The sequence below is a fragment of the Prevotella melaninogenica genome (assembly GCF_003609775.1).
Lineage (GTDB): Bacteria > Bacteroidota > Bacteroidia > Bacteroidales > Bacteroidaceae > Prevotella > Prevotella melaninogenica_A.
The window spans coordinates 1,387,140-1,408,507 of sequence record NZ_AP018049.1 but is presented as its reverse complement, the minus strand read 5'-3'; the positions used below and the strand labels follow the sequence as shown (position 1 = coordinate 1,408,507).

Sequence of the window (21,368 nt, the reverse complement as noted above, 5' to 3'; positions counted from 1 at the left end):
GTTTATGATTACTTGATAATGAGGAGGTTATTATCGATGTATTGGTTTCTATAAAGTATAGATACAAGCTTGATATTTTATAGTCATTGGCGAAAAGCAGGGAGTATGTTGAGGAATAAATATTAAATACTTTTAATAAGGTGTGAGAAAAACTGGAAAAAGCCAGTCTGTTTGATTTTTAATTGCTAAATTTGCATGCAATAAATTTCTAAAATACAATTATGTCATCATTTGTTGCAGACAAAATCACGATGGACGGCTTAACCTACGATGACGTCCTTTTAATTCCGGCTTATTCAGAAGTACTGCCCAAAGAGGTGGTCTTGAAAACCAAGTTTTCACGTAACATTGATCTTAATGTACCTTTCGTTACAGCAGCTATGGACACCGTTACGGAGAGTTCTATGGCAATAGCGATTGCGCGTGAAGGTGGTATCGGTGTGATTCATAAGAATATGAGCATCGAAGACCAGGCACGTCAGGTAGCTATTGTGAAGCGAGCTGAGAATGGTATGATTTATGATCCAGTTACTATCCTTAAGGGTCGTACTGTGAAAGATGCACTTGAGATGATGGCAGACTACCATATCGGTGGTATTCCTGTAGTAGATGAGGAGAATCATCTCGTGGGTATTGTTACCAATCGTGATCTTCGTTTTGAGCGTCATTTGGATAAACTCATTGACGATGTGATGACCAAGGAGAATCTTGTTACAACTCATCAGCAGACTGACCTTACTGCAGCTGCGCACATTTTGCAGGAAAATAAGATTGAGAAATTGCCAGTAGTCGACCGTGAGAATCGTCTCGTTGGTTTGATTACTTATAAAGATATTACCAAAGCCAAGGATAAGCCAATGGCATGTAAGGACGAGAAGGGTCGTCTTCGTGTTGCTGCTGGAGTTGGTGTGACTGGCGACACAATGGAGCGTGCACAAGCACTTGTTGCTGCTGGTGTTGATGCTATCGTTATTGATACTGCTCACGGACACTCTGCTGGTGTAATCGGTAAGCTTCATGATGTAAAGGCTGCCTTTCCTAACCTTGATGTCGTAGTGGGTAACATTGCGACAGGAGAGGCTGCAAAGTTCTTGGTTGAGAATGGTGCTGACGCTGTTAAGGTTGGTATTGGCCCTGGTTCTATCTGTACAACACGTGTCGTAGCAGGTGTTGGTGTACCACAGTTGAGTGCTATTTATGATGTTTGTAAGGCGTTAGAAGGTACAGGCGTGCCATTGATTGCTGATGGTGGTCTGCGTTACTCTGGTGATGTTGTTAAGGCATTGGCAGCAGGTGGTAGCAGCGTAATGGTTGGTTCATTAGTTGCTGGTACAGAAGAGTCACCTGGTGATACAATTATCTTCAACGGACGTAAGTTCAAGAGCTATCGTGGTATGGGTTCATTAGAGGCTATGGAGCAGAAGAATGGTTCACGTGACCGCTACTTCCAGAACGATGTTGGCGATGTTAAGAAACTTGTTCCAGAGGGTATTGCTGGTCGTGTTCCTTACAAGGGAACTGTTCAGGAAGTTATCTATCAGCTCGTCGGTGGTCTTCGTTCGGGTATGGGTTACTGTGGTGCAGCTTCTATCGAAGACTTGCATAATGCTAAGTTCACTCGTATTACCAACGCTGGTGTGTTGGAGAGTCATCCACATGATATTTCTATTACCAGTGAGGCACCAAACTATTCACGTCCAGAATAATATTAAAAGACGATAAATTATTCGCCCTCTTCCCTGTTTTTCAGGGGAGAGGGTCCCTGCGTTAAAAGAATAACAATGAATTTCAAAGTAATTTTGTCAGCTCTTCTGCTCTCGTCGACAATGGCATACGGGCAGACTGACCCAACGATAATGACTATTAACGGACAGCCAGTGAGCCGTTCGGAATTTGAGTATTCGTATAATAAAAATAATGCTGAAGGGGTAATTGATAAGAAGAATGTAGACGAGTATGTTGACCTCTTTATCAATTATAAACTGAAAGTTCAAGCCGCACTCGATGCACGGCTTGATACGCTCAGTTCTTTCAAAAAGGAGTTCCTCAGCTATCGTAACCAGCAGGTGCGCCCAACCTTCATCACAGATGCTGACGTTGAGGCAGAAGGACGTAAACTTTATCGTGAAGCACAGCAACAGGTAGAGGCTAATGGTGGTATGTGGAATTGTGCACATATTCTCATTGGTTTGTATCAGAATGCTGATAAGGAGGCTCAAGAGGAAGCTAAGCAGTTAGCTGACTCTCTTTACAATGCTCTTCGTGGTGGAGCAGACTTTGCTGAACTCGCTAAGAAATATTCTACAGACGTTAACTCTGCCATGAATGGTGGTGAGTTGTTACATCTTCAGAAAGGACAGACAGTGCCTGAGTTTGAGAAAGCATTGTTTGCTTTGAAGCCAGGTGAGATAAGTACTCCTGTACTTTCACCTTTTGGTTATCATATTATCAAGATGGGTGGTCGTGAGAGCTTCCCTACTTACGAAACGCTTCGTTCTGACATCATGCAGTATATTGAGATGCAAGGTTTGCGTGAGCAGATTATCGACCAGAAACTCGATTCAATTGTAGAGAGTGAGGGAAAGACTATCACACAGGAGCAACTGCTTGATAGAAAACTTGCTTCTTTGGAGGAAAAAGATGCAAGTATGAAGAATCTTATCCGTGAGTATTATGACGGTTTGCTGATGATTGAAATGAGTAATCGTGAGGTATGGGATAAGGCTGCTAAGGACGAAAAGGCACTTGAAGCGTATTTCCGTAAGCATAAGAAACAATATAAGTGGACTGAACCACGTTTTAAGGGTATTGCCTATCACGTGAAGACAAAGGAAGATGTTGAGGCTGTGAAGGCATGTGTGAAGAATGTACCTTTCAACCAGTGGGCAGAAAAACTGCGTGATAAGTTCAATGCTGACAATACTATCCGTATTCGTGTGGAGAAAGGAATCTTCCGAAAGGGTGATAACGCATTGGTTGATCGTGAAATCTTCGGTGCGAAGACGACTGTAAAGCCAGTTAACGGATACCCTATTGATGCCGTATTTGGTAAGAAGATAAAGGCTCCAGAGGGTATGGAAGATGTGCGCGACCTCGTTGTATCCAACTATCAGGAGGAACTTGAGAAGGCATGGGTAGAAGCATTGCGCAAGAAGTATAAAGTAGTTGTTGATAAGAAGGTTCTTTCAACAGTCAATAAGCATTAAGATAATACAGCATTTCAATGAAGATAAATAAAGGAAAGACTATAGTCCTGCTTGCAGGAACAGTTCTCACGGCAATGGGTCTGCATGCTGGTGCATTCCGTACAAGCGGCCGTGTTGCTCTGTCAGACTCTGTAAAGACTGAGACTACTACCGTAGACAAACCAAACAGTGTTGTTGATGAGGTTATTTGGGTAGTCGGTGACGAACCTATCTTGAAGTCTGAGGTTGAGATAATGAGAATACAAAGTGAGGCTGAAGGCATGAAGTGGGATGGTGACCCTGAGTGTATTCTGCCAGAACAGATAGCTGTTCAAAAGCTTTTCCTTCATCAGGCAGCCCTTGATAGTGTTGAGGTGAGCGAGTCTGAGATTGCACGTGGTATAGATGATCAGATAAACTATTGGATTTCTTTACCACAAATTGGTTCAAGAGAGAAGCTTGAAGAATTCCAGAATAAGAGTATGACACAGATTCGCCAAGACCTGCATGACGATTATAAGAATCGTCTGCTTGTGCAGAAGATGCAACAGAATCTGGTCAGCGACGTGACAGTTTCGCCTGCTGAGGTACGTGAATACTTCAAAAAGCTTCCAGTGGATAGTATTCCAATGATACCAACAATGGTTGAGGTGGAAATTCTTACGCAGACTCCAAAGGTAGAAGTAGAGGAGGTAAATCGTATCAAGAATCAGCTACGTGACTATACGGACCGTGTGACAAAGGGTGAAACTTCTTTTGCTACATTGGCTCGTCTTTACTCAGAAGACCCAGGCTCGGCTCGTCAGGGTGGTGAGTTGGGTTATATGGGACGTGGTGTACTCGACCCTGCATTTGCTGCTGCAGCCTTTAATCTTACTGATCCAAAGAAGATTTCAAAGATTGTAGAGAGTGATTTTGGTTATCATATTATTCAGCTTGTTGACCGTCGTGGTGATAAGGTGAATGTCCGTCATATTCTTCTGAAACCAAATGTATCAATGGCTTCTATTGATGCTGCTAAGGAGCGTTTGGATTCTATTGGTAGGGATATCAGAAATGGTAAGTTTACATTTGAGGATGCTACGGCTTATCTCTCAGATGATAAAGATACGAAGAATAACCATGGTTTGATGGTTAACTCTGTAGAGAACACTCGCACTTCACGCTTTAAGATGAAGGAACTGCCAACAGAGGTAGCTCGTGTCGTTGATACGATGAAGGTTGATGAGGTTTCAATGCCATTCCAGATGGTCAATTCTCGTGGTAAGGTTGTTTGTGCTATCGTGAAGTTGAAAGCACGTATACCTGAACACCGAGCAACGATAACAGAAGACTTCCAGACGATGCGCGATATTGTTACAGCTAAGCGCAGAAAGGAAGTACTGCATGATTGGGTTGTAAAGAAGGTAAAGGAAACTTATGTGAGGATTAATCCTCGTTATAGAAATTGTAATTTCCAATACGAAGGTTGGCTTAAATGACAATAAACAACAAGTATAAAGATATATTTTGCGGGCATAGAATCTTGATTACTATGATTCTATGCCTGTTTGGGCTATGGCAACCGCAGTCGCTTCGGGCACAGAATGTAACGGAGAAGAAGGGAGATAAGTTCTATATTGACTATGCTGATAATCTGCGTCATAACCAGTTGGAAATGCCTGATGTGATGATTGCAAAAGGCGATGTACGTTTCCGTTATAAGGGTATGACGCTTAAGTGCGATAGTGCTTATTTCAATGAAAAGTCTAATTGGTTTAAAGCTTTCAGCCGTGTACATATTACTCGCCCAGGTGGAGTGACTCTTGACTGTCAACGCCTACATTACGATGGCTTTGCACAGATGGTCCATGCACGTGGAAAGGTGGTTGCAAGAGAGCCGGGTAGGTCTCTCCGCTGTGATAGCTTGGACTATAACACAGCCTCTAAGGTGGCTAACTACTTCGGAGGACGTGGTACATTGGTTTACAATGGTAACACGGTTGTTGCTGATCAAGGTGATTATAATACGGAAACTCATGATGCCAACTTCTTTGGTGACGTTGTGATGTTTACGCCGAAGTATCGCATTACAACGCCTGAGGCGCATGGTAATACTGAGACTGGTCTTGTTCATGTTGTTGGTAAGTCGGTTATTAAGACAGCCAAGGGTGAAGTGGTGCATACAAATGACGGTACTTATAATAGCAAGACCGACCAGATGGAACTTAATGGACGTTCCACTATCACCTCTCCAAAGCAGGATGTTGAAGGCGATAATATTGTCTATAACAGTTCAACAGGAGAAGCAGAAGGTCATGGTAATGTGAAGATTGTCGACAAGGCAAACAACCGCACTATCATCGGTCAGGATGTGTTCTATAACGAGAAGACTGGTCATAGTAATGCACGTGGCAATGTTAAGATAGATGACCGTAAGGCACAGCGTGTTATTACTGGTGATGAAGTGACTTACAATGCTAAGAGTGGTTATAGTGCTGGGCGTGGCAATGTGAAGATTGTAGACAAGTTAAAACAGCGCACCATAACTGGTCATGACCTTACCTACAATAGTAATACACACGAGGGAACTGGTGAGGGTAACGTTTATTACATTGATTACAAAGGTAAGCACGCTTTCTATGGCGATTACCTACATTATACAGACTCCGCTGCGATAGCTTTTGGTGGTAATCCTGGCCCTGTAGCAAAGGATTTTTCACAAGGTGATACGCTCTTTGTTCATGCTGATACTATTAGTATGAAGGGGTTCCACATGAATACCCCACAGATGTATCGTGAGGTATATGGTGTGAATAATGTTCGCGCTTATCGTACAGACGTTCAGGCGGTGTGCGGTTTTATGGTTGCTAATAGTAAGGACTCCTGCCTGACGATGTATGATTATCCTATTGTGTGGAGTGGTACACGTCAGTTGGTGGGCGATTCTATTAAGGCATATATGAACGACTCAACCATCCGTCAGGCGTTTGTTTATGGCAATGCTTTCTCTATTGAAAAGCTTCCTGAAGCCAAATACTATAATCAGATATCCTCTAAGGATATGCGTGCCGACTTTGTCAATGGTGCTATTCGTCGGGTTGATGCTTGGGGAAATGTTGAAGTTGTCTTCTATCATACCGATAAAGATAGTACACTCATTGGGCATAATTATACAGAAACAGATACGCTTAGGATGTTTATCTCGCCTGTCCGAAAGCTACAGAAGATATGGATGTCGAAGTCGAATGGCGTTATTAGTCCGATGACACAGATACCACCAGACAAGTTGACACTGCCTCGCTTTGAACTTTTCGATGATGCACGACCTAAGGATAAGAACGATATATTCCGCCTTGCACCACGTAAGACGAGTGCAACCGTACGTAATTCGCGAGTATCTTTACCGCCTCGTCAGCAAATAGAATGACGTCTTTGGGTCTTATATACAGACCCATTTGGTGTTTTATTAAGTAATACTCCACAATAAATAATGCTATTCTTCCAATCATCACGACCACGTCGTTTCCACCATGAATATATGTATGTGGACGAACGTAAGGAACTGCTCAATGATATAGAGCAGCGTGCACGTCGTGAATTGAATGGTGAAGAGGTTTCAGAAAGTGAATATCGGGAGGAATTACAGCGCAAAATTAGCGGTTCTTTGAAGCCTGAGGTGTTGCGCCATAGAGGCAATCGTTTTACGGCAATGTGGGTGTCGTTGATTCTTTCGGCAGGTGTCATAGCTCTTCTTATCTTATTTTTATTCATTGGTTTATAGGATCATTCATGGGTGATATTATACAACTTTTACCAGATAGTGTAGCCAACCAGATTGCAGCTGGTGAGGTTATTCAGCGTCCAGCTTCGGTTATTAAGGAGTTGGTGGAGAATGCCATTGATGCAGGAGCAACGCATATTGATGTGTTGGTGGTTGATGCTGGCCGCACTTCTATTCAGGTAATCGATGATGGAAAGGGTATGTCGGAAACTGATGCACGTCTTTCTTTCGAACGTCATGCCACTTCGAAGATTCGTAAAGCAGACGACCTTTTCTCTCTTCGTACGATGGGTTTCCGTGGAGAGGCACTGGCATCTATTGCTGCTGTGGCTCAGATAGAATTGAAGACCCGCATGGAAGGTGAGGAATTGGGTACGCATTTGTCTATTGCAGGTAGCCGTTTTACTGGTCAAGAGCCTTGTTCTTGTCCTGTAGGCAGCAACTTTACTGTTGAAAATCTCTTCTTCAATGTACCTGCTCGACGTAAGTTTTTGAAGTCGAATACTACCGAACTCAATAATATCATCACTGCCTTTGAACGCATCGTATTGGTCTATCCACAGATTTCTTTTACGTTGCATAGTAATGGAACGGAGCTGTTTAGCCTTCGAGCTTGCAACTATCGTCAGCGTATCGTTGAAGTATTCGGTAAACGACTCAATCAAGACCTTCTACCGATAGATGTTGACACGAGTCTTTGTCATGTTCATGGCTTTGTAGGTAAGCCTGAGGCGGCACGAAAGAAAACTGCTCATCAGTACTTCTTCGTCAATAATCGCTATATGAAACACCCATATTTTCATAAGGCTGTCATGACGGCTTTTGATCGATTGATACCTCAGGGAGAACAGGTTCCCTACTTCCTTTACTTTAATGTACCAGCTGAGAATATCGATGTGAATATTCATCCGACCAAGACTGAGATAAAGTTTGAGAACGAACAGGCTATTTGGCAGATTCTACTGGCAGCTGTCAAGGAGGCTGTAGGTCGCTTTAATGATATTCCCGCCATCGACTTTGATACCGAAGGAAAGCCCGATATTCCTGTGTTCAACCCTAATGTAGGAATGTCTGCACCAAAGGTAGATTTCAATCCCGCTTATAATCCTTTTAAACAGTCGTCTCAACCGGTTAAGCCATCAGTACCAGACGACTGGGAAGAACTTTATGCTGGTTTAGGTTCTGGTGGTGATATTCGTCAGTCAAAGCTCTTTGAACAAAGTGAGGGAGAGGTGATAAGCAGTAGTCTGGGTACTATGAACAGTAGTTTGGAGGGTGGAGCAATCATCCCTTCTGCGGCTACACAACCAGTAGCAGAATCGTTGATAGAAGATAAGGCACCATCGCATTACCAGTATAAGGGCTGTTATATTATGACAGCAGTGAAGTCTGGACTTATGATTATCGACCAGCATCGCGCACATATTCGTATTCTTTATGAGGAGTATTTGCGCCAGCTGTCTGAACATAAAGTGCATTCTCAGAAGGTACTCTTCCCCGAGATGGTTCAATTCTCCGTTTCCGACCAAGTGGTTCTCGACCAGATTCTACCTGAAATGGCAGAGATGGGCTTCCAGCTTGATAGCCTCGGTGGTGGTAGTTATGCTGTCAATGGAGTTCCTGCAGGTATAGAAGGACTGAATGTTGTTGCCCTTATCAATGACATGGTAGCATCGGCAATGGAGAGCGGAACGAGTGCGAAGGAAGAAATCGATCAAGCTCTTGCATTGAGTCTTGCACGTAATGCAGCCATACCGCATGGTCAGGTGCTGAGTAGTATGGAGATGGATAATATTGTCAACGAACTCTTTGCTTGTAGTAATGTCAACTATACGCCTTCTGGTGAACCAGTGATTGCGATAATGAAGCAGCAGGATATTGAACATCTTTTCGATAGTTGATAGTCTCTTTTATGACTGTTTGCCTTATAAAGCCCTATTAGCCCAATCAGCTTAATAGGGCTTGTTGTTTGTGTTATTTTCCTTCTGAATTAATGTTCGATAATGTCTCTAAAGTATGCGGAATACTCTATTACAAGTTTTGTTTTAATTTGCTGTCACATTTAACATTTCGTGTAACTCTATTGTAGCTGAAAGAGTTAGGTAATATTTATAAGTGATAGCAATGACAGCAAATTTAAAACATTCTCAAAAGGAAGAAGTCCGAACCTCTCTTGGAGGAGTAAATAGATCTAAGTGCTTTCGCTGCTAACACTGACTTTACCCCTACATACCTTGGAAGAACCTAACTTTTGTCAGCCTTTTTATTTGTTATTCTAATGCTTTTTCTTTATATTTGCACTTGATAAATAGGATTGTAGTCCTCTTCCTCTTTTCTTACAAATTCTATAACAATATTTACTAATTCTATATAAACCGATATGATAGATTGGGGAGAAGAAGGCAGCCCATGGCGTAACCTTAATGAGAAAGCTGACTTGTTTGACAAGACGGTTAAATACAGATGTGAACAGAAAGTGTTGAACCGTATAGACGGAATGATAACAAGCCATTCTGATACACGGCGTGAAATATCTTTGCAGTATGACTCTAAACTGAAAAATAATAGGTTTAAAGGTGAAGTGACGGAGAGTTTTGTCAAGATACGACCAGAAAATATGATGGCGGCTCTGGAGTTACTGGATAAGATTGATAGTATCAAGTGTCGTGCAGAGGTTACTGTTGACTCACTGACTGGAAAGATTAACAAAGTGGTGAACTTTGAAGAAATCAAGAAACGATGGGAGGAATACCGTGCGGAGATGTTCTATACTATCAATTCTACAATGGAACAAGGTTCTGATGAAGGCAAGCAGGTAGAGAAGTTTACTGACCTTATTGACAAGCAATTTGTTGATGAACCGACTTTCAGAAAAGAACTCTCAAGTAAGTTGTTTTATGATGTTTTCTTTGATAGGTATCTTTTAGAGAAAAAGCTGGAAGATGAGAAGTTCGAGCAAACCTTCTATTCTTTCCTCTTTGACCAAACTCCGATTAAGACTTCTCTTACGCAAGAGTTAAGCACTGATGAAGAGACGGGACTGAAAAAGATATCACGCTATATCTCTGCTGACGACCAACGTATAAAGTTTGTCAATGAGTATGGCATCATGAAGACCTATAAGGAACGCTACCAGCCGATTATCAAGTACGGCTTTACGCAATATAATTATGAGTTCTATCATGACGTCCTCCTTGCAGATGACGGACTTCCTCAGGAAATCAAGGTGAATATCATCGAGGAGGTAAAGAATAATATTGAGATTTTGGTAACTTATCGTATTCACAGACTGAAATAACTATGGCACAATCATATATACCTGCTGGCACAGATGTTATCTGTACGGAGATGTTGTCTACATTACCCAGCCAAATCATTACGAAGAGAGAAGCTAAAGTCTTGTATGGTAAAGAAAGTAAAGCATTACTCAATATTTGCGACAAGAAATTAAGCTGTCAGTTGCAGTGCCGTATTAAGCAATCTTTCTTTTCTGGACTTGGAGGACTGCTTGCTGGTCTTGCACTAGGAGCATTGGCTGTTGGTTTGGTAATAGCTACAGCAGGTGCTGCTGCGCCTCTTGTTGCTACAGCAGCAACTGCAGCAGCAACGATAGCTTATTATACATCAGGTTTTCTGATAGCAGGAGGAGTTACTTCATTTATTATATCTAAAAATTTAGCGAACGAGTGCGACAAATCATTCAGTAAGGATTGGGAAATGGTGCATGAGAAAGTTAAGATAGAAGAGTATAACGCTCTTTTGGAACGTTCGATACTGCCTTGTAATAAAGGTGGTGTCGTTTCATTGGTCATGGATCATGCAAAGGCTGTAGAGTTAGCTAAGATGATTAGTGATGCTAATAATAGTATTTTGACTATTAATACTTGTTCTAAATTTACTCAAGGATTTATAGGAGCAGCAGCAAATGCTTTCAAAGCAGAAGGTCATTCAGATGTCTGTGGTCTTATTATTAGTTCAAGCCTTGCTATTTATGACTATGTTAAACATGGTTATAAGGATAATAATACCAAAAATCAACAAAAATATGCTTATGAGACACTCTCTAATCAGCAAGCAGATTTATTGGCAGATGGCGAACTGTGGACAGATGAAAATACTCGTGATACAGGTTTATCAATTTACCAAACGACATTCGAAGGTGTTATGCCTGTGATAGATAGTAATCGTGAGACTCTCAAGACCATGTGTCTTTGGTTTAGGGACGAAATGACAAAAGGTAATGGGCTTACTCGTGCTTTTTGGAGATATTTTGCTGGACAAAAAGCAAAAGATATTAGTAAAGAAATAGGTGGAGAATTATTTACAATAAATAATGTGCAAAAGTTGGGTTTTGGAATAGTATCTTCTGTTATCAGTAATGGTATAGAATGGAGTTCAAATAAAGATGAAAATGATTTATATAGAAGTATGATGCAAGAAATAAATTCTCTCCGTGGCGAAAAGGGTATAAATACATCTAATATTTTAGCACAATTATTATGAAGAATATCATAAAAAACATACCAATGGCTTTTTTAGGACAGATAGTAGGTTCTTGCATTGTAATACCTATCATTGTTTTTCTTATTAATAATTTGTATTATGCCCATAAGTACAATAATGAAGCTGAGAAATATTATGTAGCTTATATTAAGCGTTCATATAATGTACAAGTGACAACGCCTCCTAAAAACTCTAAGAATTATATTAAGAATGTAGATAAAGATCATAAAACATTAGAAGTCTTTCGAGTAAAGATGAATGGTAATGATTTCTCTAATCCTGAGGCATGGTATAATCCTTTTTATTCTACGGAATACAAAAAGTATTTTAGTATAATGTACTTTGTTGATATAAACCAGATGCGTTGGCCTTATGGTATGAAGGTTATCTTGACAGTCAACAGGGATGATATGAATAATCCAGCGTATGGAACAAAGGAAAACCCAGTGCCAGTGTTGAAGGATATTGGCGTAGATGAGTCTATCCGAGATTATGAAAAGGACTATGATAAGGCGTATATGGATAGCTTCTATCGTGAGAATGTCATACGTTATTTGAAATATAAGATGCCCAAAAGTGAGTTTAAGAAACGGTTTAAGAATGGAGAATGATAATATTCTAAAATGACTTACAGGGATATTAGTACGAGTGGCTCAAGGAATCGATTGATTGTAAGACCTTTGTAGGCTTTATATGTATGTGAATGGACTTCGTTCATTAAGGTGATACACCATCCGCACAATATGTGCGGAGCGTCAACACAAGATGTGCGGGGCATACGCACATCATGTGCTAAGCGTTCAATACCCTTTATTAGGTTCTTCCAAAATATGGAGTGAAATACTAACGCTCTTAATTGTAAGGCACACGGAGGTTCAACGAGGACGGAGATAAACATGATGTCACGGAGGTGTCGACGATACAAAGAACGAAAGAGGTGTAGCGTACAGCTTCCTGATAATTTTTGAGATAAATACTTTGAAAAGAAAGTGTCTAATATAACTGGTAAACAAAATCCGTTGCTCCATGTGCAACAGTGCCTCCGTGCCTATCAGCGTTGTATTTTTAATAATCCTCCGTATTCTCCATTTCTCTGTGTGACATTTCATTAAAGTCCTAAACTTAGCCGGCACCCTTATCACTCCAAATTTCTGAAGAACTAATTATTAGACCATAATACGTATCATCTCTTAAGCCTGTATGATTTGGGTTTAATCATTGTGAATTAAGATAAGGAGTTATAGGAGTAATTTTTCTATCAAAAGTAAATTTCCTGTCACTGCTGTCATTATTAGATACTATTTAAATGATAGATTTACAGTTAGTTATGCGAATTGTTAAAAATGACAGCAAATTAAAAATAAAAATCTTTAGTATATTAAACCCAAATCGGTCATTAGACCACAATATGTATCATTCTTATTACTCTGGTATTGTTTCCTACCATCTTTTATTTTCTTATCGGCATATTGTCCGTCTTTGTAACTTAACGTAGCCCGCTACGACTGCGTTACAAAGACTAACAATCTGCTCGATCATAAAACAAAATCTGTTTAGGCTCTAATGAGCAATCTTGGTTTAATAATTCAACGTTAAATAAATAGTATTTTTTAGAAAAAACAGACCCTAATAGATTTTAATTATTATCTTTGTGAACAAACTTAGTATTGCTGGTAAACACAGTCAGCAGTCAAGGAGAAGAATAGGTTAAGATCGTTAAATAATAAGATTATGAAAAAGTTATTGATAGTTTTGGCGTTGGCTGGTGTGTCTATGACCGGTTCTGCCCAAGATGAAGTTCTCACTGAGAAGTATAGTGTAGCTACAAACTCGTTCTGGAGCAACTGGTTTGTACAGCTTGGTGCAGACTGGAACGCATGGTATTCTAACCAAGAGCATGGGCGTGATGCTGCTATTAGTCCGTTGAAGGACTTCCGTTCAAAGCCGGGCGCAGCTTTCGCTATTGGTAAGTGGTTCACACCCGGTATCGGTCTTCGTACAAAGATACAAGGTATTTGGGGCAAGCGTGTTGGTGCTGACAGCAACCCTGCTTCTCAGCTTGATAACAGCAACAAGTATTGGATTGCGCAGGAGCAGGTAATGTTCAACTTGAGTAACCTCCTTTGCGGATATAATGAGAACCGTGTATGGAACTTCGTGCCATTCGCTGGTGCTGGTGTTGGCCGTTCTATGTCAGCTAATCGTTATGCTATGGGTTTGAGTGCAGGTGTTCAGTCTTCTTGGAAGGTGAGCAAGGGAATGCGTGTTTACCTTGAAGCAGGATGGAATCGCTATGAGGGCGACCTCGATGGAGCTGCATACGCTAACAATGAGCGTCGTGGATGGGAGTCACATGACAATAACCTTTATGCAGAAATTGGTTTGAACTTCAATATCGGTAAGGGTACTTGGAAGAAGAGCCCAGATATGGAAGCTATCAATACACAGCATCAGGCAGCACTCGATGCACTGAATGCACGCCTTCAGGATGCAGAGGAAGAGAATGCACGTCTTCGTAATGAATTGGCAAATCAGAAGCCTGTTGAGACCGTGTCGGAGTCTGTGAAGCAGTTGGTAACAACCCCAGTTTCAGTCTTCTTCGAGATCAACCAGTCTACGATTGCTTCTCAGAAAGACCTCGTAAACGTACAGGCTTTGGCGAAGTATGCTAAGGACAATAATAACAACCTCCTTGTGACAGGTTATGCAGATAGCGCAACAGGTTCTGCTGCTTACAACCAAAAGTTGTCAGAGCGTCGTGCTACTGTTGTTGCTGGTGAACTTGTTAAGATGGGTGTTGAGAGCAATAAGATTACGACTGTTGGTAAGGGTGGAGTAGAGACCTTATCTCCTATCTCGTTCAACCGCCGTGCAACGGTTCAGATTACGGAATAAGATAAGTATACCAAGATATTTTTTTTAAAGCAAGTAGGGATACACGAGCGTGTATCCCTACTTTTTGTTATGATGATAGGAGTGATTGGAGGTATTTGGCTAATTGGCCTAACAAGCCCAATACCACTTCATTTGTCATTGATCCTTTGTTCCCTTCATTGTGTAAGCTATGGCTTAAACTCCTTCTGCAGCATGATAAGACGAACGGACAAGCGGTCCACTGACTACATGCTTAAAACCTTTCTCTAATGCTATCCGCTTATATTCAGCAAACTTTTCGGGTGTGATATGGGCTTTAACGGGCAGGTGTTCGGCAGTAGGTTGGAGATATTGACCGAGTGTGAGGCGTTGGCAACCTGTCGTAAGGATATCATCCATTGTCTCTAAAATTTCTTCATGGGTCTCACCTAAGCCGAGCATGAAGCCAGTCTTGGCTGTGATACCACAGTTAGCAATCTCTCGCAGTACGTCTAAACTACGTTCGTAGCGGGCCACGGAACGTACTGATGGTGTGAGGCGACGCACTGTCTCCATGTTATGTCCTGCCACGTGGGGGCGAGTTGCCATGACTTGACGTATGAGTTCAGCCTTCCCCATAAAGTCTGGAATGAGCAGTTCAATCTTTGTGTCAGGGTTTAATCGGCGTATCTCTTCGATGGTCTTTATCCAATGAGCTGCACCATAGTCAGGTAGGTCATCACGGTCAACAGAGGTGATAACGGCATAACGTAGCTTGAGAGCTTTCACTGACTCAGCCACGTGGCGTGGCTCGTCAGGGTTGAGCAGTCTGGGTCTGCCACTTAATGTGTTGCAGAAACGGCACTTTCGAGTACAGATGTCACCGCCAATCATCAAAGTTGCCGTACGTGCCATCCAACATTCCGAGCGATTGGGACAGAGTCCGCTGGTACAGATAGTGTTTAGATGGTGCTTAGCAAGGATGCCTGCTGTTTCACCAGTCGACTTCTTCGATGTAAGGTCAATCTTTAACCAGTCTGGTTTCATCACGTGTGGCTCACGACCGAAGAGTAGGTGGAGAAACTGTCGTAGCTTTAGACCACGAATAATTGTGGATAGGTCTATATCTTGCAATCTTTCTTCAACAGCCTCTCTTGTGAACGCACAGCCCTTTAGTAGGCTGAGGAAATCGTGGTCGATATCGCCAAGAAGGAAGTAATCACCCACCATATTGATACTTCCAATGATGTTATTCTTTAATTCAATATGGGCTTCAAGGGTTCCGACACCTTCAAAACGATGTTTACGAACGAGAGAATATTTGGGGTTTTTACCATAGACAAAGTCGTCAGAAGCAAGTTCCTTTTCTATCTCAGCCACTCCTTTCATATCGTCTTCTGTCAGTTCTAAAACCTCTGCACCACACATCTCCAGTCGTACATAGTCCATAAACGATAAGATATCTAACTGTGTATAGGTTGCAACGTTCGTCACTCGCTGTCTAACAGACTCCACTCCCTTGCTTTGTAGTTTCTCTTTTGCAGGTGTGAGCGCATTAGAAAGGTGGTCAAGTTGGGTGTCAAAGAGTAGGGAGTTGTGCAGAATGCTACGGTTAGATAGTTGATAAAAAGCACAACCCGATACCTTTGTGTTGTCGATGAGGATGTCGTTGCGTCCTGATAACTGTGCTTCAATCTTCAGACCTTTTAGTAAGTCTGCCATCCGTTGCATATATTGTGCAAAGGCCTCATTGGCATTGGTGGCACGAGAGATATAGGAGAACTGTATGCAGCCTTTGTCGGCATAGATACATCCGCCACCACTTTTTCGTCTAAAAATATCAATCTTTTGTTCTTTGCAGTAATCTGTATTGACCTCATTGTCAATCAACTGATTGCGTCCTAACATCACCGTGGGGTTCACACGCCAGCCCATAAAGTAGTCGTCATCGGTATAATGACGTGCTACGTATTCTTCTACCGCAAAGTAGAAGGGTAGTTGATGAATAGTATCTGGTTTAGGTAGTAGTATATATTTCATCGTTGATATTGATTGTTTATGGGAACAAATGTACAAATAAAATAATTAAAGAGAGAAGAAACTAAGGAAAATAGTGAGGAAGGCACTATTAGTCTTATTAGCCTTATTGGCCCAATAAGGCTAATAAGCAACTCTTAAAAGATGCAAAAAGAGAGAACGCTTCTTTTACTTTTTCGTACATTTGCAGTCGAATTTATCAGTAAAAAATAAAGGTAATAGGTTATGTTAAAAAAACAATTAGTATCAGTAGCAGCCATAACAGTACTAACAACAGGGATTGCTTTCGCTGCAGTGCAGCAGGATAAGGTAATGTATAAGCAGGCAGACGGCACATACGTTGTCAATACGACCAGCCTCTGTCAAAATGTAAAGGGATTTAAGGGTGCAACACCTGTAGAGGTTTATATCAAGAATAATAAGGTTGTCAAGGTTGAGGCTTTGCCTAATCGTGAAGGTCCTAAGTTCTATGATAAGGTGAAGCAAGGATTATTCCCAAAGTTTAATGGCATGAAACTGTCAAAAGCTGCAAAGGCAGAGAGCCTTGATGGTGTGACAGGAGCTACCTATACATCACGTGCTGTGAAGGAGAATGTAGCTGCTGCTGTAGCTTATTATAAGAAGAATAAGTAGGATACATATTTTTCCTTCTTAATAAACGTGCTTTTTGTGGTGTTTTTCTCACGTGTTTATTCTGTTGATATATAGTTTATTAGACTATGATATAGCGACTTTGGTTAATTCTTTTCACGATAATAAATATTTATTTTCATGAAGAAAAATATTTATTTACGTGAAAAGAAATAATTATTTACGTGAAGAAAAATCCACCAAGCACGTTTCTCATACGTAGAAACGATAGTTATACGATAGCAAAATAGCGTTTTTAGTAGGTCAAGAGACTATGTTTACTATGGTGAAGCTTATGTCTTTTGATGTAGCCTATCATCAATTGGCTTTATTAATGCAAAAGAAAAGAGCGTATCAAGAAGTTTTCAGTCTTCTCGATACGCTCTTTTAATGTTCTGCAAACCTTTATCCTTTTTCGGTAATCACTCCCCTTCCTACGGGGGAAGGGTTGGGGGAGAGGCCAGCTTTTCTTTTCTTTTTCTTTCTTCCTATTTCACATTACCCACCTTAATCAAGTACTCCGCAATCTGTACAGCATTCAAAGCAGCACCCTTACGAATCTGGTCGCCAGTGAGCCAGAGTGTATTGCCATTGTCATCAGCAAGGTCCTTACGGATACGACCCACATAGATATCATCGTGACCAGCACTCTCGAGTGGCATAGGGTAGATATAGTTCTGTGGATCATCAACAACAGTAACACCAGGAGCTGCCTTCAAAGCCTCACGAATCTCCTCAACAGAGAGTGGACGCTCGGTCTCGAACCATACAGCCTCAGAATGGCTACGGAGAGAAGACACGCGAACGCAGGTAGCAGAAGTGCGAACATCAGAGTGCATAATCTTACGAGTCTCGTTAAACATCTTCACCTCTTCCTTTGTATAGTCGTTCTCTGTCATCTTATCAATTTGTGGAATGACATTGTATGCCAACTGATGTGGGAACTTCTCAACAGTCTTCACTTCGCCTGTCTCAACAAGTTCCTTGTACTGCTGCTGCAACTCTGCCATAGCGGCAGCACCTGCACCAGATGCACTCTGATAGCTGCTTACGTGTACTTTCTTGATATGGCTGAGCTTATCGATTGGATTCAATACAACAACCATCATAATGGTAGTACAGTTAGGGTTAGCAATGATGCCACGTGGACGGTTCAAAGCATCTTCTGCGTTAATCTCTGGAACAACCAATGGCACGTCATCATCCTGACGGAACTGGCTTGAGTTGTCAATCATGACAGCACCATACTTGGTGATGGTCTCAGCAAACTCAGCAGAAGTACCACCGCCAGCACTTGTGAAGGCGATGTCTACATCCTTGAAATCATCATTGTGCTGGAGCAGTTTTACCTCGTATTCCTTACCCTTGAATGTGTATTTCTTACCTGCAGAACGTTCTGAACCAAAGAGAACAAGCTCGTCCATTGGGAAGTTTCTCTCAGCTAAGATGCGCAGGAACTCTTGACCTACGGCACCACTGGCACCAACAATTGCTACTTTCATATCTTTTATCTTTATTTGTTTACTAACCTATTCGTAGTTGCAAATTTACTATTTTTCCCTAAGACAAACAACGGTATGTTAGTCTTTTTTCTGTTTTGATAGATATAATTCAGTGGGGTACTGTTGTTTTCTGTCATTTAGTGATAATAATAGGCTTATTAAGATGCTTCCATTAAATGCAAAGAAAGAGAATAGAATAAAGGCTTATACACTTTTAAGGCAGTACCACTTATTCCCATACTAATCAACGTTTGTAAACTATTTTTATGTAGTTCAAAACGAATACATGCTCTTTAGCCTTCTAAAAGACGCCTAATTGACTTGCAATAGATGCTCTTTAAGCTCCTTACTAACGCCCTTTTGAAGTCCAATTAAGCACCTTTTTGTTTACTCCTTTATAACTAATTGATTTTCTTTTAGTTATCAACCTGCTTTGCATGTGTGTTTTTGTCCTTATTTATAGCTGTTTTATCCGAAAATATGTAATGATTTTTCAAGCTCTTATTTACATCTTCAAAGTATTAAGAATGAAAAGGTTTGCTGTGTTGGAGGCTTATAATAGAATAGATAGCCAAGACAGTCTTGGCTATGTATTATTTAGCGAATAACCTTGTTTCTATCGTTGGAGCAATACGAAAAGAGTCTATACAATTAACGGAAGAAGCCTTATTAGGGAGGTAATATTAGTCGGTTGCCAAAGTTTTTTCGTAACTTTGCAGACAGTAATTTTATAGATACGCATGCTGAATTTATCTCAATATTTCCCGATAACCGACCCGACATTGATTTTCTTTGTTGTTCTGCTGATGATATTGCTTTCGCCTATTATCATGGGACGACTACGTATTCCACATATCATTGGTATGGTATTGGCGGGTGTTCTTGTCGGAAAATATGGACTGAACATCCTTGGTCGTGACGCTTCGTTTGAACTCTTTGGACGTGTAGGACTGTTTTATATCATGTTTCTTGCAGGTCTGGAGATGGATATGGAAGGACTGAAGAAAAACCGTAATAGGGTGGTGGTCTTCGGTATGTTGACCTTTCTTATCCCCTTTGCAATGACCTATTTTATGGGTGTCAGCCTATTGGGCTATCTTCCTTTGGCATCGCTTCTGCTTGCGGCAATTATGGCTTCTAACACGTTGATAGCCTATCCGATAGTGGGACGATACGGATTAACACGACATACGAGTTCAACGTTGAGTGTTGGTTCATCTATGATGGCTCTCTTTATGGCGTTGATTGTCATGGCATCCATTGTCAACTCATTCCATGGCAATGGTGGAATAGTCTTTTGGCTGCTATTCATTCTGAAATTTGTAGCATATTGTGTGGGTCTAATTATGGTGATTCCACGTGTGACACGTTGGTTTCTTCGTCGGTATTCAGATGCTGTGATGCAGTTTATCTTCATCCTCGCCATTGTTTTTCTCTCGGCAGCTTTGTCGGATGCTGTGGGTTTGGAAGGAATTTTTGGAGCGTTCATGTCAGGTTTGATATTGAATCGATTTGTGCCAAAGGTGTCTCCATTGATGAACCGCATAGAGTTTACGGGTAATGCACTCTTCATCCCTTACTTTCTTATCGGTGTGGGTATGCTGATTAATGTACGCCTACTTTTTGAAGGAAGTAAGATACTTTGGGTCGTATTCTGTATCGTCTTCTTCGGCACCTTGGGTAAGGCTGTAGCAGCTTACTTGGCAGCTCGTATCTTTCGCCTATCTTGGTTGGCAGGTCACATGATGTTTGGTTTGACCAGTGCCCATGCAGCTGGTGCTATTGCGATGGTGATGGTAGGACGTAAGTTGCAGGTAGCACCGGGTGAATACCTCTTTGGTGACGAGGTTTTGAATGGAATTGTGATAATGATTCTCTTCACCTGTATCATCTCAACTGTCATCACAGAGCGGGCAGCACAACGGCTTCGTCTGCAGGAGAAAGAAGGACATGACATGATGAAGAATCTTGATGATGAGAAGATTCTGATTCCAGTGAAGTACCCAGAGTATTCTGATAACCTTGTAACCATGGCTACACTGATGCGTAATCCACGTTTAAAACGAGAGTTAGTGGCATTGAATGTGGTTTATGATGATGTAAATATGCGCCATAATCAGGCGGAGGGACAGCGTTTGTTGGACCATCTCTGCCATTTGGCAAGTGCCTCTGATGTTCCGATGGTGACGCAGGTGCGTATTGCTGCCAATATTGCCAATGGTATTAAACATGCTTTTAAGGAGTTTCAGGCATCAGAAATTTTGATGGGACTCCACTTCCATAAGGAGATTAGTCGTAGCTTCTGGGGAGAGTTTACACGAAGTCTATACAACGGATTGAGCCGTCAGATTATCGTGACACGTATTCTTCAGCCATTGAATACAATCCGAAGAATACAAGTGGCAATCCCCTCTCGTGCTGAGTTTGAACCTGGTTTCTATCGTTGGTTGGAGCGATTAGCACGTATGGCAGGCAACTTGGAGTGTCGTATAACATTCCATGGTCGTAAGGAAACATTGCAACTTGTTAATGAGTTTATTCGTAATCGTTTCCCAAGTGTTAGAGCAGAGTATGAGGAGATGGAGCATTGGAAGGAATTGCCTACACTCGGTTCAAAGGTTCGAGAGGATCACCTCTTTGTCATTGTGACAGCGCGTAAGGGTACAATATCCTATAAGACTGCGATGGAAAGATTGCCAGAGGAACTGAATAAATGTGTTAAGGGTAAGACTATCATGATTATCTTCCCTGATCAGTATGGTAGTGAGATGGACGATATGACCTTTGCTCAGCCACAGCATACGGAGGAACGTAGTGCTTACGAGGCTGTAAGAGAGTGGATTCATAATAAGGTGTAAGTGGTTATTAGGCTAATAAGGCCAATACGGCTAATTA

At 41.4% G+C, this 21,368-nt stretch carries 14 protein-coding genes; 12 read left to right on the top strand and 2 right to left on the bottom strand.

From position 1 onward, the window contains the following. The first annotated feature begins 221 nt into the window (after positions 1–221). The 10 genes from guaB to PMEL_RS05670 all read left to right on the top strand — a co-directional run bounded on the left by guaB (position 222) and on the right by PMEL_RS05670 (position 14,346). The gene (guaB, locus tag PMEL_RS05715) at positions 222–1,706 is read left to right on the top strand and encodes an IMP dehydrogenase (protein WP_120174366.1); all 1,485 of its coding nucleotides are present in this window, start codon (positions 222–224) and stop codon (positions 1,704–1,706) included. A gap of 75 nt (positions 1,707–1,781) precedes the next feature. Beyond that, the gene (locus PMEL_RS05710) at positions 1,782–3,206 is read left to right on the top strand and encodes a peptidylprolyl isomerase (protein WP_120174365.1); all 1,425 of its coding nucleotides are present in this window, start codon (positions 1,782–1,784) and stop codon (positions 3,204–3,206) included. A gap of 17 nt (positions 3,207–3,223) precedes the next feature. Further along, entirely contained in the window at positions 3,224–4,666 is a 1,443-nt protein-coding gene (locus PMEL_RS05705) for a peptidylprolyl isomerase (protein ID WP_120174364.1), read from the top strand. A 53-nt stretch (positions 4,667–4,719) separates the two neighbouring features. Then, the gene (locus tag PMEL_RS05700) at positions 4,720–6,594 is read left to right on the top strand and encodes an OstA-like protein (RefSeq protein ID WP_120174363.1); all 1,875 of its coding nucleotides are present in this window, start codon (positions 4,720–4,722) and stop codon (positions 6,592–6,594) included. A 63-nt stretch (positions 6,595–6,657) separates the two neighbouring features. Beyond that, entirely contained in the window at positions 6,658–6,948 is a 291-nt protein-coding gene (locus PMEL_RS05695; RefSeq protein ID WP_120174362.1) for a ubiquitin carboxyl-hydrolase, read from the top strand. 8 nt (positions 6,949–6,956) lie between these two features. Further along, positions 6,957–8,849 (top strand): DNA mismatch repair endonuclease MutL, encoded by a 1,893-nt coding sequence (mutL, locus tag PMEL_RS05690; protein WP_120174361.1) that lies wholly within the window; start codon positions 6,957–6,959, stop codon positions 8,847–8,849. Between the two features lie 479 nt (positions 8,850–9,328). After that, positions 9,329–10,246, top strand: coding sequence for a hypothetical protein (locus PMEL_RS05685; protein WP_120174360.1), 918 nt, complete (start codon positions 9,329–9,331; stop codon positions 10,244–10,246). Between the two features lie 2 nt (positions 10,247–10,248). Further along, positions 10,249–11,451, top strand: a complete 1,203-nt coding sequence (locus tag PMEL_RS05680) for a DUF4280 domain-containing protein (protein ID WP_120174359.1) — start codon at positions 10,249–10,251, stop codon at positions 11,449–11,451. After that, a complete protein-coding gene (locus PMEL_RS05675) occupies positions 11,448–12,062 on the top strand; it encodes a hypothetical protein (RefSeq protein WP_120174358.1) in 615 nt (204 codons plus the stop codon). The genes PMEL_RS05680 and PMEL_RS05675 overlap by 4 nt, the downstream gene beginning before the upstream one ends. A gap of 1,120 nt (positions 12,063–13,182) precedes the next feature. Then, positions 13,183–14,346: an OmpA family protein gene (locus PMEL_RS05670; protein ID WP_120174357.1), complete on the top strand. Its 1,164-nt coding sequence runs from the start codon at positions 13,183–13,185 to the stop codon at positions 14,344–14,346. A gap of 174 nt (positions 14,347–14,520) precedes the next feature. On the opposite strand, the gene lipA is transcribed toward PMEL_RS05670, so the two are convergent. After that, entirely contained in the window at positions 14,521–16,344 is a 1,824-nt protein-coding gene (lipA, locus tag PMEL_RS05665; protein ID WP_120174356.1) for a lipoyl synthase, read from the bottom strand. Positions 16,345–16,566: 222 nt separating this feature from the next. Between lipA and PMEL_RS05660 the strand changes: the two genes are divergently transcribed. Then, on the top strand, positions 16,567–16,974 hold the full coding sequence (locus tag PMEL_RS05660) for an FMN-binding protein (RefSeq protein ID WP_120174355.1): 408 nt from the start codon (positions 16,567–16,569) through the stop codon (positions 16,972–16,974). 485 nt (positions 16,975–17,459) lie between these two features. Here PMEL_RS05660 and PMEL_RS05655 read toward each other — a convergent pair whose 3' ends face one another. Further along, positions 17,460–18,473 (bottom strand): aspartate-semialdehyde dehydrogenase, encoded by a 1,014-nt coding sequence (locus PMEL_RS05655; protein WP_120174354.1) that lies wholly within the window; start codon positions 18,471–18,473, stop codon positions 17,460–17,462. 740 nt (positions 18,474–19,213) lie between these two features. Here PMEL_RS05655 and PMEL_RS05650 point away from each other — a divergent pair. After that, positions 19,214–21,331 carry a cation:proton antiporter gene (locus tag PMEL_RS05650; RefSeq protein WP_120174353.1) on the top strand — a complete coding sequence of 706 codons (2,118 nt, stop codon included), beginning with the start codon at positions 19,214–19,216 and terminating at the stop codon, positions 21,329–21,331. Positions 21,332–21,368: the final 37 nt, after the last annotated feature.

Bases quoted from the DNA above. Each gene is read 5' to 3' on its own strand.
- mutL (WP_120174361.1), top strand. From the start codon at position 6,957: ATGGGTGATATTATACAACTTTTACCAGATAGTGTAGCCAACCAGATT.
- PMEL_RS05685 (WP_120174360.1), top strand. From the start codon at position 9,329: ATGATAGATTGGGGAGAAGAAGGCAGCCCATGGCGTAACCTTAATGAG.
- PMEL_RS05700 (WP_120174363.1), top strand. From the start codon at position 4,720: ATGATTCTATGCCTGTTTGGGCTATGGCAACCGCAGTCGCTTCGGGCA.
- guaB (WP_120174366.1), top strand. From the start codon at position 222: ATGTCATCATTTGTTGCAGACAAAATCACGATGGACGGCTTAACCTAC.
- PMEL_RS05650 (WP_120174353.1), top strand. From the start codon at position 19,214: ATGCTGAATTTATCTCAATATTTCCCGATAACCGACCCGACATTGATT.
- PMEL_RS05660 (WP_120174355.1), top strand. From the start codon at position 16,567: ATGTTAAAAAAACAATTAGTATCAGTAGCAGCCATAACAGTACTAACA.
- PMEL_RS05680 (WP_120174359.1), top strand. From the start codon at position 10,249: ATGGCACAATCATATATACCTGCTGGCACAGATGTTATCTGTACGGAG.
- lipA (WP_120174356.1), bottom strand. From the start codon at position 16,344: ATGAAATATATACTACTACCTAAACCAGATACTATTCATCAACTACCC.
- PMEL_RS05695 (WP_120174362.1), top strand. From the start codon at position 6,658: ATGCTATTCTTCCAATCATCACGACCACGTCGTTTCCACCATGAATAT.
- PMEL_RS05670 (WP_120174357.1), top strand. From the start codon at position 13,183: ATGAAAAAGTTATTGATAGTTTTGGCGTTGGCTGGTGTGTCTATGACC.
- PMEL_RS05705 (WP_120174364.1), top strand. From the start codon at position 3,224: ATGAAGATAAATAAAGGAAAGACTATAGTCCTGCTTGCAGGAACAGTT.
- PMEL_RS05675 (WP_120174358.1), top strand. From the start codon at position 11,448: ATGAAGAATATCATAAAAAACATACCAATGGCTTTTTTAGGACAGATA.
- PMEL_RS05655 (WP_120174354.1), bottom strand. From the start codon at position 18,473: ATGAAAGTAGCAATTGTTGGTGCCAGTGGTGCCGTAGGTCAAGAGTTC.
- PMEL_RS05710 (WP_120174365.1), top strand. From the start codon at position 1,782: ATGAATTTCAAAGTAATTTTGTCAGCTCTTCTGCTCTCGTCGACAATG.